Genomic DNA, 19,865 nt, shown 5'->3' with positions numbered 1-19,865 from the left:
CGTTATCAACGTAATTAAACTCAGTAATCAATTTAATTTAACTCATATGAAAAAGATTGTATTTGGTATTGTATTCGTAGCTCTAGCTGCTGGTACTCTTTCTGCAGCAGTAAATGACGGCGGAAAAGGTAAAAAGAAAAAATCTTGCTGCCAATCAGGTGGTGGTTGCAATAAAGACAAAGAAAAAGCTGCTACACCAGCTCAGTAATTTATTGTTCATAACTTATCAAAAGGCCTGTGGGGAAACCGACAGGCCTTTTGTAATTTTATAGGTAGAATAACAATTCCTTCAGATGAAACAATATCACGACCTCATGCAGCACATCCTGGATAAGGGTGTTAAAAAAGAAGACCGGACAGGTACAGGTACCATCAGTGTATTTGGCTATCAGATGCGTTTTGATCTGCAGGAAGGGTTTCCCTTGCTAACGACTAAGAAGCTGCACATGCGCTCTATTACGCATGAATTATTGTGGTTTTTACAGGGAGATACGAATATTAAGTATTTAAAAGATAATAACGTTTCTATCTGGGACGAATGGGCGGATGAGAACGGCAACCTTGGACCTGTATACGGGTATCAGTGGCGCTCTTGGCCAACGCCGGATGGCCGTCATATAGATCAGATCACAAATGTGGTGAATATGATCAAGAACAATCCTGATTCACGTCGATTGATTGTTAGTGCATGGAACGTAGGGGAGATCGAAAAAATGAAATTGCCGCCGTGTCACGCATTCTTTCAGTTTTATGTAGCGGATGGGAAGTTGTCTTGTCAATTGTATCAGCGCAGTGCGGATGTATTTTTAGGTGTACCGTTTAATATTGCATCGTATGCCTTATTGACGATGATGGTTGCACAGGTATGCGGTTTACAGGCTGGTGATTTTGTACATACACTGGGTGATGCCCACTTGTACTCCAATCATATTGAGCAGGCAAATTTGCAATTGAGCCGCGATTTCAGACCGTTACCTACAATGAAGATCAATCCGGAAGTGAAGTCGATCTTTGATTTTAAATTTGAAGATTTTACGTTGGAAGGTTACGATCCACATCCGCATATTAAGGCTGCGGTGGCAGTATAAAATTATAGCTGATTCGTACGAATTATAACAGGTGCCTTTGCTTTAAGCGAAGGCACCTGTGTTTGTTATATATCTTATTGCTTTTGGCATTCTGTGGGTCACAACACAGTGATAAGTGTTCCGGGTTGCGGCCATTATAATTTAAAAGAGGTACCATACTATATGCATACTGGTTTCATACTGTTGGCATACTTGTCCCATGCTTGTGATATGGTAAATCCATACTATGCTCATACATACCTCATACTATCTTCATACTATCCTCATACTTACTTCATACTATCCCCATACTTCCGTCATACTTAAGCCATACATACTTCATACTATTTGTATGGTATTTATAGGGTAATGATTGGGTAGTTAAATAAAGAATGTATTGCTTAAGTTATACTGTTGGGATACAGAGGGCATACTTCTGGAGGATTTATTAGACGGAGTTGATTTTTGTCTGTAGATAACATATATCGTTTTGCGCACCGGCGCTGTTTGGTTTTTTCGAAATCAAATTTGTCGGTAAGAAAAATGTAATTTCAAACTCCTGTTATTAAACTTACTGAAATGCCTCAATAGCTCCAGTGCGCTGTTAGTAACAGTTTCTTCAGTCATGGAGCGAACTGTCGAGCATTAAGTGTGCTGTATATTTACCATGGATACGTACCAAAATGCAATCGACTACTTGTTGTCCTAATATAAAAATCATTTGTCAATTTAAAAGTACTGTTAAAAGTTGTTAAGTAAAACACAAAAATCCAAAATACATTTATTATAATCCCTGTTGTAATGAAGGTCCAATGTGTCCTTAGTTTTAATCCTATTATCTCAAGCCCTTTAAAAAACAGAAGTGTTACGATAAAATATAGTAAGAAATCTATCAACATCATTGGAACGTAAACGTCAAAATGATGTGTACAGACGAAGCTGCTTGAAATAAATGAGAATGGTAGACCGTATAATTTTTCATAGCTACTGTCAGTGTCAACAGTTCTTTCAATTGAAATAAGCATGAATAATGTAAGTGTCGTTGGTAAAAAATATTGAAGTGTTTTTTTAAGGGTAAAGAATTTCATTTAAATTTTGTTGTTGTGTGAAACTGTTATTGTAAATAAAACTGTCAGATTGAGAGCAACTGTCGGGGTGGAAAAGCGCATCTTTTTTTTGACTTTTGTAATTGTTGCTAACGTTTAACATGCAACTCTATTGTTTCCTTGCAGAACCGCTATAAGTTGTATGTATTGTTAGCGATTTGGGCTTTTATATAAATTCGCTCAGACCTCTTATTTTCAATCCATTTGAAATCAATTTATCAAATAGTATTTCTCTCTCATTTTCATCTAAAACATTTATTAGAAAAACTTTTTCCGACAGTTCAGGGAATCTTAATGCAGTAGAATTCATATGTGATTTCAATTCATCATATCTTGCATCTTCTTCGCGCACAAATCCAGTGGGGGCATTATTGGAACTTATAAAAACGTAACTATCTTTAAATTCTGCTCTGTAGAGAGGGTAGCCATGCGACCAAATATCTGGAGCTTCAAACTCACTATTTGTAATCTTTGAAATTTTATTTAATAATTCATCTATTGATAAATCTGTTTCAATAACATATTCACCTTCTGTATTAATTTCTAATAGATTAAGATAGTCGCTAAATGTCGTTGCAATTAGTTTTTCATAGTCCGACTCTGTGTCAATATATGTTATTTCAGGATTAATTTTGTTTTTTCTGTAATCTAAACAAATATTCCAGTGTCCATCTCCATCAAATGGAAACAAGCCTTTAGTATCATAACTTAAATCATCATAATCATTTAACCATTCAAAATCAGTAATTGAAGGAAAGTAAGGTCCTATGCCAGATATTTGTCTATGAACTGTATTCTCTATAGTAAAGCGTATGTAGCCACCATTTTGAATCTTTAAAAGAGCTAGATATTCTTTTGGAAGGTTATACCCAATTAGTTTTTCAGCCTCTACGATAACATCATTGGTCAAACTTGGTTGAACGTAGGGCAAATATTTGGGAACTTGCCAAATTGTTTTTAAATCTTTTTCAGTCACGATAATATTAAAATTCAATTGTTTACAACGGTTAACATGCAATTTGTAGCGGTATTTAAAGATAAGAACTTAAAGTAACAGAGTAGACAAATTCCTGCGGAAAATCATATTCTATTTTGCCATAAGAATTCCGCAGGAATTTGGCTGAGTATGAAAAAGCCCTACTATTTCCTTACAAACGAACCGCTATAAATTGTATGTATTGCTAGCCAATGTTTTTATGGAAGTTTTTTTATTGTCCCATTGCACTTGTTAAAAATTATTTTACTATCCGCAAATGGAATTTCGCAATTGTAAACAGTATCTCGTTCTTCTGAAATTTCAACTACTTTTATGAAGATAGGAATAAGTCCGTATTCACTCAGTTGATATTTCATGAGCGGTCCACCAGCAAATCCTTGATCACGTATATATTCAATTTTATACCGACCAATGTTCCAATCGTTTTCTGCTGTCTGAGAACCGGAGAAAGCGTCCATAAAAGAAAACCAGCCAAGTATTAGAAAAAGGAGTCCAGAAATAATTATTGCTGAAACAAATTTGGGCACTTTATTTTCGATTTGTCTTGAGTAAAACGAGTATATGCAACTTAATCCGACAAGTCCGAAAAATTGATAAGCCCACGAAACTAAGTATGAATAACCTGTCAAGATGGGAGTAAGTAATACAAGAGATAAGATTAATATGTATACTGTCCTTTTTTCAGACAACCAAAAATCAAACCCAAGTCCGATTAATGGAAATGCAAATAGAATGAAAAGTTGTTGTCCGTGTTCCCAGAACCAAATCATTGTCGTATCTTTTAAATAGTGCCTAACGTTTTGCAGCTTGGTGCAGTGGCGGATTTAAACCACAAATGTTTGTGCGAAGCGCACACTTCAAATATAGCAAAAATGTTTCTACGAAGAACATAACCCGCCATTACGCCAAGCCGATGTTATGTGCAGTGCATTTTGTCCGATTATTCCTGTATTTTACAACCGTGTTTGGCTTCCTTAAGTTGGTTTTCAATTGAGTTGCCGTCCAGCAAAGACCAGTGTTCTAAAATTTTCCCGTCAGCGAGTTTGTAATACCTATAGCCAACCGTTGATATTTCAAAATGCGTCGGTTCAATATCTCTCCAAACGCCAATGTGTTTAAGTCGCATCCTCATTTTTAGCATAACTTTATCTTCTTCGCAAACAATGTCGTCAATTATGGTTTTATGCTCAAAAGATTTGCCTGCTCCAATAATCCAAAGTTTCATTCCGTCTTTGTCAGCAGGCAAAGTTGGTGGCAAGGAATGGTCAATAAAGTTGGCAGAAATGTAATTGTCAATTTTTTCAAATTGGTTTTGATTCCAAACTTCTTCTATAAAATTTGTCACGATTGATTTGTTTTGTGAATTCATCTTTTTAATTTGTTTAAATGAATTACAAAGGTCAGACTGCGTAATTGATTTTACCTGTGATAATCGTCACAAAATTTGGCTACTCTTTATTTTTTCTAATTCTGCTTAATGTTTCCCTTGCAATACCCAAATAAGATGAAAGTTGAGAAAGACTAATTCGTTGCAATATTTCGGGTTTGTTAGTCTGTAAATATTGATAGCGTTCCGTTGGCGAATAGATTTTGAATAAGTTTGTGTGTTCTTCTTGGGCTATTAAAAGTTGCTCTAAGAGTTTTCTGCCGAATGACTCTATTTCTGCTGATAAGTTGTAAAGTTCCAAAAGTCTGTCTTTGTCAAATTCGTAGATGGTTGTAGTTTCCCCTGCTTGTATTGAAGTGTCAGAGGAAGAAGCGGAACGCAAACTTTTTAAGTTAGTTGTGAAACTGCCTTCAAAAGAAAAGTCCGTATTTATTTCTGTACCTTCTTTATCAATAAAAGTCCGTAAGTACCCACTTTCAACGAATGTTATAGTTTTACAAATTTGTCCTTGCTTTAAAATAGTTTCCCCTTTTTTATAATGTCTTTGAGTAGCTATTTCAAATAACTTGTCAAGACTTGAAACGGAAATTTCAGTCAAGTCAGTAATTTTTTTATACAACAATGTTTTCGAGTTATCTGTCATGTTTTGGGTTCTCCAACTGTATTGCACATAACGCAAAACCCGTGTTATGCGGTCGTGCATTTCACTCAAGTATTATTCTAAAGATTAAAATTTTATCCGACCTACTCTTAATCTCACCTTCAAAATAAAATATTTCAAAAGTCTGCATATAACCTTGTTTTCGAAGTTCGATTAACTTATTTATAGAAAAAGAAATTGGGTTAAAGGTGCCTTTGCCTGAACTCGTCACAAAAACATGATGTTTTTCATCCTCAACAGTCAGATAAGTAGCGCAGCGAGAACATGGCGTGTCCCTAAAATATTTTACAGTTATTGAGTCTCCACTTTTAAGGCTTTCAAGTTTTAATCTGATTTCATGTGTCCCATATTGATTGAATTCTTGAATTTTTGTATGATTGTAATAGACATGCCAAAAATCAATTGTGTCTGCTTTTGTGGTTTGTACCAATCCAAGCAAAGGGAGAAGCATAAGTAAAATATTTTTCATTATCCCGTTTGTTTTTATGTAAATCTGTCGGTCATTGCATGCCGCATAACGTTTAGTATTGTTGTTGATGCAGGCGTTAGTGATTATATCTTTCCAATGACACAAATGAAAGCATGCCTTAATATACAAATTATTCATGCGGGTTTGATGCACTGAAATATCCTTGGATACGAACCTGCATTAACAACAATACATTGTTAGCGCTGGGCTTTATCCATTGTAATCCATTTTCTTTCTAATTTCTTGCTCAGCATAATGCCCGCTCCATTTGTTACATAAATATAATCCAAGGTCAATTGATGCAGAAACTGCTCCAGATGTAATAACATTACTATCTTCAACGATTCTGTCTGTGGAGATTGATTGGCAATATTGTTCTAATGCTTTATATTCTTGATAATTCGTAGTAGCTTGTTTGTCTATAAGAAAACCTGCAGCACCTAGAATTAAGCTTCCTGTACAAATCGAAATTTTATATTTAACATTCTCAGCTGTCTTTATCCAGTTTATGAAATCAGTATCATATTGTAATGTTCTTGTTCCCAATCCACCTGGAATTATTATTGCATCATAGTCGGATAATGGATTCTTAATTTTATTCGGCCTCACCTCAAGACCAAAACTATCAACTACAGTATTTGTAAATGCACAAATATCCCACTTTAAATTTGGCAAATAATTCATTGATTTCAACCGACTGATTGGGTCGTATATGCCAAAAAAATCTAGCCAAGTAATCTTATCAAAAATTATGTATGCTACTCTCATTAAATATCAGTAATTGTTGTTAGCTATTTGGGTTTCATTCTTTATATTTCATAAACTAATTTATCTGTCTTTGTCAAATTTCGGCATGAAATCCTTTGTAATAAAATTTCTCTTTTTCTATTTGTCCTTTGCCCCAATGTTGTACCGATACTTCTGTTAGCCTATTTTTTTTATCATTTTTGTCTGTAATTGTTATTTCCCATTCGCTAAATACCAAATTCTCTTTGTTATTGATTGCTTGATTTAGAAGTTTGCATTTAAGCTCTTTTATGTTTTTTAGATTTTGTTGTTCGTTGTCCCAGCATTTCCGCTTTCCTACTCTTGGTATTTCTTCGTTTTCTTGCATAGAAACATTGTCCGAATAAAATAATTCAATAGCCTTCAAAGTCTCCCCATTTGAAATTAAGTTATTTAATTCTGTTGTCTTTATTTCTAACTCAGTCATTTTAGGATTCCATTTTTTTGCAGACATAACTGCCCACTTTTTTTAATTTTAATAAGTGCCTCATTCTGTATAATAATGTCTAATTCGTACATACCCTTATAGACTGACCGCTAAACGGCTAGTATATAAGGGTAGGCGATTCGAAGCACCAAGCTTTCGGTTGAACAAGATCTTTGATACGAGTCAGAACCCTTGTTTTTGCTTTCTTTTCGCCTATTATTTATATAAATTGTTAGCGGTTCGGGTATTTGTCAATTCGATTTTTTCGTTGTGTTTGTTCTGTCGCCACACTTTACTTGCTCATTGGGTTTGTTTTATTATTTTGAATACATCATTATTGCTTTTTCAACTTTCATCTCGTCATTGAAAAATAAATTTTCTACTACTTGCTTCTGTATTGACAAACTTTCGTAATAAATCGCCAAACAATTTATTCCACAACAAATGTCTATTAGTCTAAATTGAAGACTGGGATTGTTTTCTAATGCTTTACCCCAGTATGCACGGATGTTGTCCTTGCCTTGTATAAGACCTTTTGTTTCTGGCAATCTTTTTATTGCTAATGGCGTGTCCACAGAAAAGTCTTCGGTGTAATGCGATAGTATTTTTTCAATGTCGTGTTCGTTCCAACCTGCAATCCATTCTTCCGCAAAATGCTCGGCAAAAGTTGGGTCAATTAGTTTTCTTGCGCCCATTTATTTTTGTTATATTTTTTTGCTCCTGTAGTCTTCCCAGATGTTCATTGTTACCTGACCGCTAACGTTTGTGGTAGCTTTTGTTGTAGGCCTTGAGAGCGCCAAATTGCGCCGCCATTAATATTATCAATGAAGCCTACAATAAATGCTGCCTGTTGTTATGGCACGTTATTTTTCTTCTAAAGCTCTCCAATTCCATCCCATAGAATTTGTTTCGATAAACATAAAATAGTTTTTCGGAGTCAATGTTCTGTTTCTGAACTTAGAAATTGAAGTTGAATCAAAAGGATGTGTATCAACTATCAGGTTAATCTTGCTAGCCTTTTTTGTAAATATATGCTTCCCTTCATATTTAGGCATATCCCCTTTAAATTCCGTTCTTAAATCTTCGTATTCTATATCAAACTCAGGAATAGTATCAAAAATTGGCAAAGTTATTTTTTCATTTGAGGGATAAAATGATAATTTTTCTCCTTTATAGAATGTAGAAATTCTAAAGTTCTTATCAATATTATCTTTATCAGCGATTGTGTCATTAATCGTTAAAGTAATTAATAAAGATGTAGTTTGGAATTTCTCTAATTCTTTTAGGCTATTTTTTTTACTGCAAGCTGTAATTATTAGTACAAACAAAAAGTATCGAAGTATATTTTTCATGCTGGTATTTTTTATAATGTGCTATAACGGTTTCGGGCTTTGCGAGGGTAGGCTTTTGAAACCGTAAACAGTCTGCCAGCACCAAAGTTTATTAATTGCTCAAATGTTTTATTCGCACTGTTCGCCCACCAACGCAAAAACTGTGTTATAGGGCGTTTTGTTCTTTTCGAACTTTGGTCATTTATTGTCTAGTCAAAAGTGAATTTTCCATTTTTTATTTTAAAGCTAAATAGTTTAGATGTATCTACTTCCTTTCCATTTAATTTTCCAGCTTTCCAAGAACCTAAAGAGTTAAAAACTATTTCAATTTGTTTGTCTAATTCCGCACTTTTAGTCTTGTTGTCCATTTTGCATTTTACAACTTCGCCTTTGCAATTAATTATTAACCCTATCATTCCTGTGTCTTTGTACTTAGGATTGTCTTTGAGAAATGAAACTTCCGTATTCAGCTTTTGCAAAATTTCTTCTTTGGTCACAGGACAAATAGCCTCTTCTTGTCCTTTAAAAGATGGGAAGAGAGCATACACTTCGTTTTTGTCGCAAATGCCTTGTATGTCTTCTTTAACTTCCATTTTTGCAACAAATTGTGCTGAAGCAGACAGCCCCAAAAATGTTGTCAATAAGATTAAGGTCGTTTTTTTCATATTTAATGATTATTTTTTTTGTTAATTACCTACTATGTCGTCCTTTAAAATGTCCTATAACTGTGTTGGTGGCTTTTGTTATAGGCCTTAAAAGCGCCAAGATTTCCTTAACACCGAACCCGCACCATTTATCCCGCCCTTCAGCGGGAACCTTTTTAAATTAATCAATTTGTGCAGACTTGAAAGCACCGCTATTAATATTATCAAAGAAGCCTACAATAAATGCTACCTATTGTTACCAGTTTTTAATTGATTTTTTCTCCCGGCTTTATCAATTTGCCATTCTTGTATATATCAGTTCTTAAAACATTTCCTAAACTGTCAATATAAGTCCAACTTCCTTCTTCTTTACCATTCACATAATTGCCATGTATATTATATTTATGTTTATAATACTCTACAATTTCTCCGTGAATCAATCCATTGTGATAATTTACTTCCTTCTCCAAATAGCCTGACTCATTCCAATACTTAAAAAGACCTTCTTCTTTATCATTTTCAAATTGACCACTTACTTCTATTTGTCCGTTTAAATGATAAGATTTATAATCACCATTAACTAAACCAGAACGATTAATAAACCTTTCCTTTATTTGCCTATTCGAATAAAATTTAGTTATAACACCATCGCAACAACAATTTTTATTATAACATTTATCGTATAAACTATCTACCTGGCAAATATTGCCATCAATGTCATAATTAAGTTTAACGCCGATGAAATCACTCATTACAGTTTGTCCTTCAAATTTTATTTTGCCATTCTCATGATATTCAATCAATTTCCCATTGAATTTTCCGTTATAAAAATCAAACGCTGTCTTTACATTTCCATTCAGGAAGTAAGTAATTTCAGTATAAGTTAATGTATCATCCGAATTAGGATATACTTTTTCTTTTTTTAACTGTCCTTGGGGAAAAGTTTCAATGGTTTTACGTTTCGCAACTTGCGAGCATGAAAAAAAGACTAGTAGTAAAAGTAGAATATAGTTTTTCATTTTAATTGTTGGTAACGTTTGTGGTTGCTTTTGTTTTAGGCCTTGAAAGCGCCAATGTTTCCTTAACACCAAACTCGCACCATTTATCCCGCCCTTCAGCGGGAACCTTTTAAAATTAATCATTTTGTGCGTACTTGAAAGCACCGAATTTAAAATTATTAAAGAAGCCTAAAATAAATGCTACTTGTTGTTAGGCACATTGCATATCTATCAAAAAGAACAAAGCTCTTAATTCTTAATGATAGGTAGCTTCTCTAAATCTAAAATCATCGAATGTAATTCGACGTCGAACCATTCTGAAAACATTTTAAAGGTTCTATTGGAAGGCCATACATCTTCTTCGGTGTACCAGTCATTCAATTCATTTATGAAAATATTATCAAAATTCTTCTTTAACCATTTTTGAATTGCATCATTACTATCCATCTCTCGAATCAGATAAATGTTACATTCCTCTAATTCTGATATTGGTTCATCATCTTTAAAAACATTATTTACCCAATCAAAAAATGGCTTTTTAGGTCTAACCAAAATTGCATTTCGATTAATCGGATCGTAAAAGTAGGGTATAGGCTCTAAATCCATTTTTATAATTTTACTATGTGGTTTATAGCTTCAGGCATTGTGCACAACGTTTAATATGCTATTTGTAGCGGTCTTTAAAGATAAGAACTTTGAAGGAACAGAGTAGACGAATTGCTGCGGAAAATTACATTCTATTTTGCCATAAGAATTCTGCAGGAATTTGGCGGAGCATGAAAGAGCACAACTGTTTCCTAACAAACGAACCGCTATAAATTGTATGTATTGTTGTGCACTGTGCTTTATAAAAATCAAGCAGTAGCGTTATTGGATTTCTTATTTGTAGAAATGATTATTTTTTTTGATTTCGATTTTTTCTTTTTAAAATATGCGCTCAACGCATCTTCTTCAGACTTGGTTAAAGCTCCTTGTCCGCCTATGAAATCCACTTCCAGTTTTTCTTTCTTAGTTTTCATGTCTAACTATTTTTAAAGTATTTATCAATCAGTTTAAGAGCTGATGAAGTTTCTATTATCATAATTCTACCACCAAAGTGTTTTGCACCTAATGAGTTTTGATAATGTTCAATCAATTGATTTTTTGAGAGAAATGAAACATTACCTTCATGCCCTCTTTGAAATGATAATTTACAAGCAAATGCCACTAAATTTCCAGGAACACCTGAATACATTTTACTCTTGCCTTTATTGAATGGAGCACTTTCAACAAGATGCATATAAACGTGATCCTGCTTTACTTCTAAACTAACCAATCCTTGAATTACTTTTGGATTATTGACAATAGTAAGTTTGTAAATATCTCTTGCAGGTTCTTTAAATTCTTCTTTCCAGTTGAAAAGCCACCCTTTGGTTTTCGTGATTAATTTCAAATCCTCTCTTGAAATTAAAGTAATATCTGTAGGGAAGCTATCCTCTGTAACGACATTCTCAATTGAATTAGTCAGTTTATCAATAATGAAGTCAAGCCCTTTTTCTGATGTCTTTTTCACTTAGTTAAATTACAAAAAATCAATGAATTAATCAAGTTTGAATGGTCAAATATGGTTCCGAAGTATAGTGCACAACGGTGTTGGTTGTATTTTTTATAGGCCTTGAAAGCGCCAAAGTTTTCCTCAATACCAAACACGCAGACAATTTAAATTAATCATTTTGTGCGGTCCGCCGTGGCGGATGAAAGCACCGCTATTAATATTATCAAAGAAGCCTACAATAAATGTTACCTGTTGTTATGTGGCGTTCTTATCTTATTCTCTGTCTATTCTTTTATCTGAATCCTGTCGATTGTCCCAATATGAAATAATTTCAATGTAGTCTTTGCCTATTTCATAAAAAATTAAATATGCGTCCTTCACTATCACACGAGTTATTCGATTCTCAGTGAGTCTTCCTAAATAATGATTGCTTTTTAGCAATTGGGTGATGTCTTCTGAGTCGGATAATAATTTCAGACTATAAGTAGGGGAGCCGTTTCTGTTAATGTAAAAATCAAGAATATTATATAATTCTTCTTTGGCTTTTATTGACCAAATTACTTCTTTTTGATCCATTCTTTTAGTTCGGAAAAAACTTCATCGTTTTTTAAAAAATCACCGTTTTTGATTTGCTGTCTGCCTACTTCAATACTTTCCTTCTGCTTATCCGAAAGAGCATAGTGATTTACTGATTTCGTATCTAGGATGGTTTTGATAGCTTCAAGAAATTCAACATCTTCAATCTCGTTGATAATCTCTATTAGCTTGGTTTTTAAGTCTATAGAAGTCATATATTTCTTGGTTTATTTATAAATATAACGAAAAGTTATGCTAAAAAGATGACTAAAGTGCTAAAAAAATCATTTTTTAGAGAAATAAGGTTGATTGATCCATTGAATGACACATAACGGTGTTGGTCGCATTTGTTGTAGGTCTTGGAAGCGCCAAGATTTCCTTAACACCAAACCCGCACAACCTTTTAAATTTAATTATTTCGTGCGGACTTGAAAGCACCGCTATTAATATTAATAAAGAAGTCTACAATAAATGCTACTTGTTGTTAGCGACTGTATTATTTAAACATCCTCATCAAATAGTTTTGAATTTGCGTTTTGTCTGTAAGGTCAAATAGCTTTAAACTATTCCAATCAATTAGTATCAAGCCACATTTTTGTCCTAAGGAATGTAAAGCTGATTCAATTAAGTCAAATTGCTTCACAGAAACTATAAGCCCGATATCAATCCAAATATTCTTTACCAATTCGTCTTCTGTGTCAAAAAAAATCGTAAAGTTTGAAAACCCAAATGCTTTTGTTTTTCCCGTTTCACAATTGAGAATTGTGCTTTTATCGTATCGAATATATTTAGCTTTTTGAAACTGAAATGCAGTTAGAGTATTTTCTAAATAATCAATTCTGATTTTTTTTGATATTGTGGCAGTCAACATTTCATCACGGCTAAATATTTCTGAAAAGCCATAGTTATTTTTTGATTTGCCAGCTAATTCATCAATTTGTCTAGTTTGTTTTAAAATGAATGCTTTATTTTCAAAAGGAACAATCTCAACTTGACAATAATCGTCTTCCCAAAAGGCTGGAACATACTCGTTAGAGTCAAAGTTTGTTGTCGAGACTTTGTTAGATTTGAAAAATTTCAGAAAATAAAATAATCCCATTATTAATTTTTGAAGTGAAGACTGTTCGAAAATATAGTCGCTAACGTTTATGGTGGCGTTTGTTGTAGGCTATAAGAGCGCTTCGCTTTCCTCAAAACCAAACCCGCACACAATTAAAATTAATCATTTTGTGCGGACTTAAATGCACCGCTGGTGATATTATCAAAGGAGCCTACAATAAATGCTACTTGTTATTACCACCTGTTTTTATTTCTGTAAATGCATTAAGTGACAGGATTATCATGCAGACCTAAAATTTCTATTACTTTACATTCTGCAACTTTTCTACTTGCTTCCATAAAATATCCTGTCATTCCAAGCTTTATTTTATCCTTATGGTAATCTCGTCTTTGAGGGTCAATCACCCACATTCTTGCTACACCTACATTTAAAATTTCTGATTCAATAATAACTTCACCGATTTCATTTTCAAATTCTGGCCAAATCATAAAAATCGAATTAGTTACATTATCAACATGCTCGTACCAAAAATCTGAACGATATCCTTGGAATGGAATGGTTTCTCTTCCACCTTCAGCTTTTGAATAAAATCTATATTCTACTTTAAAGTCTGCGATGTGTCCTAATTTTATTTCGTATGGGATATGCATCGTAAAATTGCAGGTAACGTTTGTGCTGGTAATTGGGGCAAATGTTAATGCTTAACGATTTCCTCCCCACTACTGAAAGCATGCCTTATAATTCAAATATTCATGCGGTTTGAATGTACTGAAGTTTCCTAAACTTACCCTAATTACTAGCTATTGTTGTCGTGCTGTTATTTTTTCCCCATCCCATTAAAATCATAATATTTATCAGTTTTGATTATAAATGAATATTCAGGTTTAATAATCTTGGGAAATGTCTGCTTTGTAATTGCTGAATATGGAAAATTATCTATCGTGATAAACCAGTTACGAATACGTTCGTTAAACAATGACTTTCCTTCAACTTGAGCTGCATACTCAGTCATATTTACAAAATATCCTTTATAAAAGACTTCAAAAAAAACAATATCCTTATAAATCCAAGGCATATTTATTTTCCCTCCTATAGAATTAATTGTCAAAGTGTCATTTTCATTTTTAAATTTCAATTTAACTACTAAATCATTCGTGAGGCTATCTACAGAAGTTTCATCTAATTTGATTTTTATAGAAACAGTACTTTGTCCGAATGACAAAAGTGATAAAAATAGCATTGTTGAAAATAATATAAGTTTCATAGATTCTGTTTTTTTTATATAATGAACGCTAACGGTTGTGCTTGTAATTGGTGCAAATGTTAATGCTAATCAGTTTCCGCACCACTACTGAAAGCATGCCTTAATATTCAAATCATTTATGCGGTTGTAACGAACTGAAGTTTCCTTAAAACCGAACTTGCACTAATTATAAGCTGTTGTTATGCGTTCGCTTTTATTTATTCTGTTAAATATTTGTCGTCCAACATATTCGTTTAATTTCTTGTATTTTGCTCTTCTATAATAAATGTCCCAATAACTTACCATTCTACTTTCTGTCTGTTGTCTGTATTTTGGATTTTCATTAAAAAATTTCAAATAGTTATTAATTGTCTTATCGTTAATATGCTTGTCCGCAACTTCTAAAATTTCCATTACATACTCTCCTAAAAGTTGAAAAATATAAGGAATTACAAAGTAGTCTTCTTCGTTATCAATTAATCTTTCTAATCTCTGTTGTCTAACAAATCCGTTATGATGTCTTAAATAAATACAGTCCAAAATGTTTTTTTGCCTAACTGTCAAATTATCTCCCGTTGTTTCTTTTGGATTGTCAAAATAAACTCGCCTTGGAATTTTTATTTTGTGTCCATCTAATATTAATTCTTGCTCGTCTGTTGGATGGATGTCAAAGTTTTTGTCAAGCAAAAAGTTCACGACAATTTCAACATCTTCATTTAATTCAACCGGAAAAGCGTTCAGAAGCTTCTGTCTGTTTACTTCTAATATGTCAGTTGGAATTCTCATTCAGTTTCGAGTTTCATAAAGTGACGCACAACGGGGTTGGTGGCTTTTGTTTTAGGCTTTAAAAGCGCTGCGCTTTCCTAAATATCGAACCCGCACAACCTTTAAAATTAATTATTTCGTGCGGAATTAAAAGCACCGCTATCAATATTATCAAAGAAGCCTACAATAAATGCTACCTATTGTTGTGGGTAGGTTATTCGAATTCAATTCTATTTTCGTTGTAGAAATAAACTGTCTGTCCATGCTCTTGATCCCAAGTGCGAAATGAAATAGTAATGGGCTCATCATCATTTTCAGGAACAATATATCCATCCATTTTCACAAAGTACATTAACTGTTTTTTATCAGTTAGTTCAGGTAATTCGTAATCTCCTTTTAAAGAATTATATGATAGCCAAAAGTTATCTAACAAATAATTATTAATACTATGTTTTCTACCTTCAATTCCATAAACCCTTTTAATTTGTTCTTGAGTAACACTACCATTAATTGGTGAAATTTCGAGTCTAGCATGTACAAAGTTATCACACATTAGACCTGAATTAATTCGTGTTTCAAAAACTCCAAAGGCTGGATTAAATCCAAACTCCTCTGGAAATTCATAGTTTCTCCAATTATCGATCATTGGTATTGATGGAGGCAAGTAGAATTTTGTTATTTGACAATTGTACTTATTGTAAATTTCTATTAATCTTTCGACGTTTAAATTTGAAATAAATAATACATCTTCGTCAATACTTTTGGATATTCGATTTCGTATATCAATATTAATACCTCCTACAATAGTTTTTTCACATTCTAAGACTATTGCTACATTATAAACAGTATTCTTTCTAGAAGGAAAAAAAGTTTGCTCAAGGTCTTCGAATACATGAATTAATTCTGCCTTATTTGATGAAGTAGCAATTTGTTGAAATGTATTATTTACTACACAATTTGAAGACAGAATTGAGTTTTCAATATGTTGATATTGTTTTAGCAATTCAGATTTGTGAACATTATCAATAAATGTATATTCTGAATACTTATGCTCTCGATAGTACAGCTTGAAATTATCAAACCTTATTTTTTCTAAATATTCAATTATTGTCATAGCTTAATGGTTTCACTAACTTACCCACAACGTTTAGTATTGTTTGTTGATGCAGGCGTTAGTGCTTATATCTTTCCACAAACAGAAACAAAAGCATGCCTTAATATACAAATTATTCATGCGGGTTTGATGTACTGAAATACCCTTGAATACGAACCTGCATTAACAACAATACATTGTTATAGCCAGTTATTTGTATTGATATATCCTTATCCAATTAACATCTCCATTCGAATTTATCGAAGTATACTTGGTTACAAACCCTTCCTTGTTATATTCAAAGAGGCGTTTTGTGAAATATTGGTTAACAAATCCAATATATAGTGTTTCCTCTATTATATTTTTTGATTTGTCATATTTATATGTTTCCACTCTTGGAGTAGAACTGTTTGTTGTATACTCTATCTGTTTAATTATGTTGTAATCAGTATCATAATTGTATATAGTTGAATCCTTAATGGTTCCTAATGAATCTGTTGTAACTTCTTTTCTGCAATAGTATTTTGTAATTCTTCCTTCGTCATTGAAATCAAAATATTTATTATGAATTGGTAATGGGTCAAGATAATATGAGTATACAATTTCTTTAATTTTGTTTTCGCTATCAAAGTACTTATGCTCTATAATCTGTCCGATTGAATTTAAAAGGTATTGGTCTGTTACAGTTTCTTCGTATTTCCATGTACCATAAGAGTATTTGTATCGAATTATCTTTTTTCGCAAACCATTTTCATATTCATATTTCCATTTTGAAGAAGGAATTCTTTTACCTATGGAATCAAATTTTTCATAAAAAAACTCCTCGGTTAAATTATTAGTAGAATCATATTTATACTCTAAATAAAGTCCTTTTGAATCGATATTGTAGATTAAATTTTTTCTATCGTCAAAACCATAGATTTCGATTTGAGTAGATTTTTTTACTTTGCCATTTTCATATTTTGATTCTATAATATCGGCAAATTTAAATGCATTTAATCCCGCTGGTATTTCAAGCCTTTCATTTTTTTGAGAAAAGGACAAAATATTATTAGCAAGTATAAATATGGTTAAAATGACTCTTTTCATAATTGGCTATAACGGGGTTTATGCAATTTGTAGCGGTATTTAAAGATAATAACTTTAAAGTAACAGAGTAGACAAATTGCTGCGGAAAATCATATTATATTTTTGCCATCAGAATTCCGCAGGAATTTGGCGGAGTAGGAAAGAGCTTTACTGTTTCCTAACCAACGAACCGCTATAAATTGTATGTATTGTTATAAGCTAGTTTTATTTTATCTATTTATCTATCGTATTATCAAAGTTGAATGTATCTAAAAGAAACCTTTTGTAATATTTTATTTCTGTATTGTAACCAAAAAGGCACATTGAATAGCCAACTACAAAAAACAAAAAAACAATTATCGAGATGCCCTTGTTAGTATTAAAACTTAATAAACTAAGAAATAATGTAATGAAACACCAAAAACCAAAAAATAAAATAGTTTGAAAACTCTGTCTAATTGTTAAATGAATCTTGGTTGTCCCGTTTTCATTAGCAATTTTTCCTTTAACAATAGGTCTTAAACCATTGTTTGAATACCTATCATTAATTCGTCTCAATGTGAATTTATTCTTAGTTTTTTTTAATTCAAATTTTGTTGGATCTGAATATTGTCCCTCACTCAAATTTTTATATAGTCGTAAATATCCATTCTGCCAATTTTCTGTCTTTTCTATTAATCTTTCCTGAACAAAACGAACATCTTGTCTGGTTGTCAAAAGTATTTTATCGTAAGGTATAAAGTTCATTTTTAAACTTGCTTATAACGGTTAGTATTGTTTGTTGATGCAGGTGTTAGTCCTTATATCTTTCCACTTAAACAAACGAAAGCATGCTTTAATATACAAATTATTTATGCGGGTTTGATGCACTGAAATATCCTTGAATGTAAACCTGCATTAACAACAATACATTGTTAGCGGTTTGTGGCTTTCCTTTATTCCAATTCCTTATCTACAATAGTAAAATTTAAGTTATCAGGTACACCTAGTTTTTTTCTACTTTGTTTAAAATCATTCTCATTCTCAAACTTGTGAACTTTGTTTTTAGAGCTCCATTGTTGTGTATCGTAATCTCTTGTGTCAACGATGTAATAGTATGTGATTTTTTTATCCGGAAATAAGTCACGGTGTGTATTCCTGCCATTACTAATTCCATGCCATTCACCATTTATTTTTACATAACTCTGTTGTTCTCCAAGTGTGTCTGATGGAATACTATCTAACTTCCAAGTTTTATATTCATTGATATTGTTCCATGAAATTGTATCATCATTATTTGGATGTTGTTTAGCAATAATAAAATTATCGTCAAAACCAATCGCAAATACTGTCTCAGAAATTATTACTCCACCACCGTATTCGTTATGATTAGAATTCAAATACAATGATTGATATCGAGGTTCCGCCCACCAACCCAAATTAAAGTCTTTTACTAAATGTGTCGTGTTTGTTGGTTCATCCCAAAAACAACTTATTAAAAGAAGATTAATAAGTCCGAATAAAAAAAGTTTTTTCATGGTCGTATTTGTCGTTTTGCTATAACCGCTAACGTTTGTGGTTGCATTTGTTGTAGGTCTTGAAAGCGCCAAGATTTCCTTAACACCGAACCCGCACAACCTTTTAAATTTAATTATTTCGTGCGGACTTGAAAGCACCGCTATTAATATTATCAAAGAAGTCTACAATAAATGCTACTTATTGTTAGCTGGTGTTTATTCAATTATTCCTTGTGGCATTTTTGCATTTGGAGGATTAGTTCCTTTAATTGATTTTAAGAAGGATACTAGATATCCAACTTCATTCGGAGTAAGTTCATATCGCCAACCAATCATCCCCTTATCTGGCACACCATTTATTATTGTATTCGCAATATTTTCATTACTACTACCATGTAACCAATAATTATCGGTTAAATTTGGACCAACACCGCCTTCGCCTTGTCTTCCATGACAAGCTGTGCAATTTATACTGAAAACCTGTTGTCCTTTTTTTGAACTATGTTTTTCATTTATTGATTGATTAATTAGAAATTCTGAACGTGCCCATAAGCTGTCATCGAGTTTATTTTGAATTAAAGTTTCCTCGTGCTGTTTTATTCTAATTAATTTTAATTCTTCACTTTCTTGAATATTATCTAAATATGAAATTAATGCTATAATTTCTGAATTTTCCTTTACCTCTATACCATTTGAATTCAATTCAGCATTAATCAATTTTGATTCTGCAAGTTCTTTATCCCATTCTTCAAGAGAAATTTCATGAATGATTTTATCTATAGAATCCTTATTAAAAATCTTATATGATAGAATGGAAAATGAAGGCATTTTTGAGTTTACAACAACAATAGTAGGATCCACCAAATGCCAATAATGCCAACTCTTTGGGTATTTATTAGCTAATCCATCCAAGCTTATTATTTTAGGGTCTTTTGTTTGATTTAATGAATGACAATTAAAACATTTTTCTCGATTATAAACATACTGTCCATATAGAGTCAAATAACTCTTTGTTGTATCAACAGAAGTTAATGTAATTCGTCTATCAATTTGACTACTTGTAAAGGAATTGAATGCTATAATTAAAAACATTAAAACTATAAATAGTATTAGATTTAATTTCATAAGTGTGATGTTACTTAAAATAGCAGCTAACT

General features: G+C 32.5%; 27 protein-coding genes. 2 read left to right on the top strand and 25 right to left on the bottom strand.

Features of this window, described 5'->3' with window-relative positions; translation table 11 throughout:
* Positions 1–46: 46 nt before the first annotated feature.
* Both A3EE_RS21940 and A3EE_RS0106015 read left to right on the top strand, forming a co-directional pair.
* Entirely contained in the window at positions 47–208 is a 162-nt protein-coding gene (locus A3EE_RS21940) for a hypothetical protein (protein ID WP_018342537.1), read from the top strand.
* Between the two features lie 85 nt (positions 209–293).
* Entirely contained in the window at positions 294–1,088 is a 795-nt protein-coding gene (locus tag A3EE_RS0106015) for a thymidylate synthase (protein ID WP_018342536.1), read from the top strand.
* Between the two features lie 1,251 nt (positions 1,089–2,339).
* Here A3EE_RS0106015 and A3EE_RS21205 read toward each other — a convergent pair.
* The 25 genes from A3EE_RS21205 to A3EE_RS21200 form a co-directional block, all read right to left on the bottom strand.
* Complete coding sequence (locus tag A3EE_RS21205) at positions 2,340–3,149, bottom strand: SMI1/KNR4 family protein (RefSeq protein ID WP_018342534.1); 810 nt, start codon at positions 3,147–3,149, stop codon at positions 2,340–2,342.
* Between the two features lie 218 nt (positions 3,150–3,367).
* The gene (locus A3EE_RS0106000) at positions 3,368–3,940 is read right to left on the bottom strand and encodes a hypothetical protein (RefSeq protein ID WP_018342533.1); all 573 of its coding nucleotides are present in this window, start codon (positions 3,938–3,940) and stop codon (positions 3,368–3,370) included.
* A 170-nt stretch (positions 3,941–4,110) separates the two neighbouring features.
* Positions 4,111–4,539 carry an ester cyclase gene (locus tag A3EE_RS0105995; protein WP_018342532.1) on the bottom strand — a complete coding sequence of 143 codons (429 nt, stop codon included), beginning with the start codon at positions 4,537–4,539 and terminating at the stop codon, positions 4,111–4,113.
* Positions 4,540–4,618: 79 nt separating this feature from the next.
* Positions 4,619–5,260, bottom strand: a complete 642-nt coding sequence (locus A3EE_RS0105990) for a Crp/Fnr family transcriptional regulator (protein ID WP_211208923.1) — start codon at positions 5,258–5,260, stop codon at positions 4,619–4,621.
* Position 5,261: 1 nt separating this feature from the next.
* Positions 5,262–5,687: a hypothetical protein gene (locus A3EE_RS20085; RefSeq protein ID WP_026209621.1), complete on the bottom strand. Its 426-nt coding sequence runs from the start codon at positions 5,685–5,687 to the stop codon at positions 5,262–5,264.
* Between the two features lie 210 nt (positions 5,688–5,897).
* Positions 5,898–6,455, bottom strand: coding sequence for a DJ-1/PfpI family protein (locus A3EE_RS0105980; RefSeq protein WP_026209620.1), 558 nt, complete (start codon positions 6,453–6,455; stop codon positions 5,898–5,900).
* Between the two features lie 73 nt (positions 6,456–6,528).
* Positions 6,529–6,927 (bottom strand): hypothetical protein, encoded by a 399-nt coding sequence (locus A3EE_RS0105975; RefSeq protein ID WP_018342528.1) that lies wholly within the window; start codon positions 6,925–6,927, stop codon positions 6,529–6,531.
* Between the two features lie 290 nt (positions 6,928–7,217).
* A complete protein-coding gene (locus tag A3EE_RS0105970; protein ID WP_018342527.1) occupies positions 7,218–7,595 on the bottom strand; it encodes a nuclear transport factor 2 family protein in 378 nt (125 codons plus the stop codon).
* Between the two features lie 168 nt (positions 7,596–7,763).
* Entirely contained in the window at positions 7,764–8,252 is a 489-nt protein-coding gene (locus tag A3EE_RS0105965) for a hypothetical protein (RefSeq protein ID WP_018342526.1), read from the bottom strand.
* A 188-nt stretch (positions 8,253–8,440) separates the two neighbouring features.
* Positions 8,441–8,896, bottom strand: a complete 456-nt coding sequence (locus A3EE_RS0105960; RefSeq protein WP_018342525.1) for a hypothetical protein — start codon at positions 8,894–8,896, stop codon at positions 8,441–8,443.
* A gap of 245 nt (positions 8,897–9,141) precedes the next feature.
* On the bottom strand, positions 9,142–10,017 hold the full coding sequence (locus A3EE_RS0105955) for a toxin-antitoxin system YwqK family antitoxin (RefSeq protein ID WP_018342524.1): 876 nt from the start codon (positions 10,015–10,017) through the stop codon (positions 9,142–9,144).
* 105 nt (positions 10,018–10,122) lie between these two features.
* Entirely contained in the window at positions 10,123–10,479 is a 357-nt protein-coding gene (locus A3EE_RS20080) for a hypothetical protein (RefSeq protein WP_018342523.1), read from the bottom strand.
* 248 nt (positions 10,480–10,727) lie between these two features.
* Positions 10,728–10,892 (bottom strand): hypothetical protein, encoded by a 165-nt coding sequence (locus tag A3EE_RS21805; protein ID WP_018342522.1) that lies wholly within the window; start codon positions 10,890–10,892, stop codon positions 10,728–10,730.
* 2 nt (positions 10,893–10,894) lie between these two features.
* Positions 10,895–11,425: a hypothetical protein gene (locus A3EE_RS0105940; protein ID WP_018342521.1), complete on the bottom strand. Its 531-nt coding sequence runs from the start codon at positions 11,423–11,425 to the stop codon at positions 10,895–10,897.
* 255 nt (positions 11,426–11,680) lie between these two features.
* A complete protein-coding gene (locus tag A3EE_RS0105935; protein ID WP_018342520.1) occupies positions 11,681–11,983 on the bottom strand; it encodes a type II toxin-antitoxin system RelE/ParE family toxin in 303 nt (100 codons plus the stop codon).
* Complete coding sequence (locus tag A3EE_RS0105930) at positions 11,965–12,198, bottom strand: hypothetical protein (protein WP_018342519.1); 234 nt, start codon at positions 12,196–12,198, stop codon at positions 11,965–11,967. Before A3EE_RS0105930 ends, A3EE_RS0105935 begins: the two co-directional genes overlap by 19 nt.
* A 281-nt stretch (positions 12,199–12,479) precedes the next feature.
* Positions 12,480–13,082, bottom strand: coding sequence for a hypothetical protein (locus A3EE_RS0105925; RefSeq protein WP_018342518.1), 603 nt, complete (start codon positions 13,080–13,082; stop codon positions 12,480–12,482).
* A gap of 224 nt (positions 13,083–13,306) precedes the next feature.
* On the bottom strand, positions 13,307–13,693 hold the full coding sequence (locus tag A3EE_RS0105920) for a hypothetical protein (RefSeq protein WP_018342517.1): 387 nt from the start codon (positions 13,691–13,693) through the stop codon (positions 13,307–13,309).
* Positions 13,694–13,860: 167 nt separating this feature from the next.
* Positions 13,861–14,307, bottom strand: a complete 447-nt coding sequence (locus tag A3EE_RS0105915) for a hypothetical protein (protein ID WP_157446904.1) — start codon at positions 14,305–14,307, stop codon at positions 13,861–13,863.
* 162 nt (positions 14,308–14,469) lie between these two features.
* A complete protein-coding gene (locus A3EE_RS0105910; RefSeq protein ID WP_018342515.1) occupies positions 14,470–15,072 on the bottom strand; it encodes a hypothetical protein in 603 nt (200 codons plus the stop codon).
* 193 nt (positions 15,073–15,265) lie between these two features.
* Positions 15,266–16,165 (bottom strand): hypothetical protein, encoded by a 900-nt coding sequence (locus tag A3EE_RS0105905; RefSeq protein WP_018342514.1) that lies wholly within the window; start codon positions 16,163–16,165, stop codon positions 15,266–15,268.
* Between the two features lie 189 nt (positions 16,166–16,354).
* Complete coding sequence (locus tag A3EE_RS0105895; RefSeq protein WP_018342513.1) at positions 16,355–17,233, bottom strand: hypothetical protein; 879 nt, start codon at positions 17,231–17,233, stop codon at positions 16,355–16,357.
* Between the two features lie 213 nt (positions 17,234–17,446).
* The gene (locus A3EE_RS0105890) at positions 17,447–17,959 is read right to left on the bottom strand and encodes a hypothetical protein (RefSeq protein WP_018342512.1); all 513 of its coding nucleotides are present in this window, start codon (positions 17,957–17,959) and stop codon (positions 17,447–17,449) included.
* Positions 17,960–18,147: 188 nt separating this feature from the next.
* Positions 18,148–18,729 carry a hypothetical protein gene (locus tag A3EE_RS0105885; protein ID WP_157446903.1) on the bottom strand — a complete coding sequence of 194 codons (582 nt, stop codon included), beginning with the start codon at positions 18,727–18,729 and terminating at the stop codon, positions 18,148–18,150.
* 195 nt (positions 18,730–18,924) lie between these two features.
* A partial coding sequence (locus tag A3EE_RS21200) for a c-type cytochrome (RefSeq protein WP_211208922.1) occupies positions 18,925–19,865 on the bottom strand: 941 nt, incomplete at its 5' end.

The sequence above is a fragment of the Cytophaga aurantiaca DSM 3654 genome (genome assembly GCF_000379725.1).
Taxonomy (GTDB): Bacteria; Bacteroidota; Bacteroidia; order Cytophagales; family Cytophagaceae; genus Cytophaga; species Cytophaga aurantiaca.
This window is presented reverse-complemented; position numbering and strand designations above follow the sequence as displayed.